Raw genomic sequence first — 1,915 nt, 5'->3', positions numbered from 1 at the left:
ATGCTGCGCCGTCCTCTTCGCTCTCCGAGATCATCGCCCCACGTCAACTGCGTGCGACCCGCACGATGGTCCTCGGCACAGGCCTATCATCCGGCAATCCTACCATTCGACCGCAGGGGTGACTCGCATTCTTCCGGCGGTAACTCGGAATTTCCGGCAAACGTCGGCCTCAAGTGGCGTCCCGTATAAGTACGGGAGACAAGATATCCAGCGATTGAGGAATCAGATAATCTTGCGAACCAATGCTGGGCCTACCTCGAAAAGCCGTACACAATTTCAGGGACGATCGACTCATCTGGCTACCTGGTGGGTGGCAGCCGGTTGCATCACGCGGCGGACGCTGATCGGCGTACCATCCGACTCGGACGTCAGATCGTATCTCCGACTCTTTAGTCTGTCGCGATGCAAGTGATCTCGTACCCGTAGGATGATGCAAGAGCGGATCTGTCTAGTCCATGTACTTGTTGGACATAGAGCCGTTCACCTCTCAGTATCCACTATGAGCCACCCATCTTCGAGATTTGGTGCGGCGGACGAGGGCAATTGCTGAGGCGTAATGTAAATTGTGGGTGTCCGCCAAGACGGCCAGCAACGCCGCACGCAATCAACGTCCAAGGATGGAAAGGCCGCTTTCGGGCGGCTTTTCTTTTGGCTCGATACGGCCCGGCCGCTCAGCGCAAAAGAAAACAGCCCCTCACTCCGGAAAATACCCATAGGAGCCGGTCGCACGCTAAAGTCTGACGCGAAAGGAGTCCAACGCGGAACTCAAGTCCCGCCTCCAACGGTACTTGCGAGCGAGGCTGAGACGTTCAGTCTGTAGCTCCGCCCTACATCAGCCTGTGGAAAGGCCACGGCTCGTCCTCGGTCTGCCGAGAATCAGCTATCTTGCTGAGTTGAAATAGAGTCGGCTTTTTCGAGAAGCTGAAGAGGGCATCTGCGTGCGCGCACCAAAACTGAGCAAGTCTGCGTCGGCGGTCACATCACAGCGCTCTCGGCTGCCGGCCGCATACAAGCACGGCGCTTTCGCGAAAATCGAGCTGCTGCCCTGGGAAGATCCTGCTGCATACGAGCAGCTCCGGCAGCAGCTATTGGAAGAGTTCGAACCCGAAGGTGTCTTGCAAGAAGAGTGTGTGCGAGACATCTTGACGGCCACGTGGCGCAAGCAACGCCTGCGCGATCGACGAAACGTCGAGATGAGGGCCTCCCTGCTGCGGCCGCAAAATCGCGTGTTCGAGCAGCCGCCGATTCCGCTATTCGAGACCCAACTCGATAAGGCGAAGTATGTGGCGGCGAAGGCGGGCTCTGAGGAGCCCAACTTGCCACGCGACGATTATGAGCGCCTCCTGAGCTTTAGCGCTTACTTTGCGCCAGACGCCTCCCCCCGCCTCGTCGACGGCGCGATTGGATGCCTGCCTGAAGAGTACAAAAGCCACCTTCAAACCCACGTACCACGGGAGAAGTATGACGAGCCTTGCCACTGGATCGTTGCACTCAAAAAGGAAGTAGACGGAGTGCTCCTGCCAAGGGTTCGCGAGCGCCGCCCGGATCCAGACGGTTACCTCACGGCTGCGGCCGAATTTTTAGCACCCGACAAAATGCTGGAGGACTTGGCTGTCGAAGAACGGCTCGAAGCGCAGATGGATCGCGCCCTTCGGCGCCTCTTCTGGCTAAAGACACAGAAAAGGCTCGATCGCGAGGCCAGACAAAAGATCGTCGAGGCCAAAGTCTCCTGAGTAAAGTTCTGGGATGCGGAAAAGGTCTTAGCAAATCCGGGTCTTCCTTTTACGGCGACCTRCTCACTCCGACGCTATTCAGAAGGGATCATATATCTTGGGGGCTCTCTCGCCGTATCCCTCCGGTGAAGCTTTCAATTACCCACATTTCCAACCGCTCCGATTTCGGCGCCGAGTTCGAT

1 protein-coding gene is annotated in these 1,915 nt (G+C 57.4%); it reads left to right on the top strand.

Annotation, left to right across the window (positions count from 1 at the left end):
- Positions 1–938: 938 nt before the first annotated feature.
- The gene (locus AC1D00_RS39040) at positions 939–1,733 is read left to right on the top strand and encodes a hypothetical protein (protein WP_477014348.1); all 795 of its coding nucleotides are present in this window, start codon (positions 939–941) and stop codon (positions 1,731–1,733) included.
- Positions 1,734–1,915: the final 182 nt, after the last annotated feature.

The organism is Bradyrhizobium sp. P2_E8, from assembly GCF_056403875.1.
This window is presented reverse-complemented; position numbering and strand designations above follow the sequence as displayed.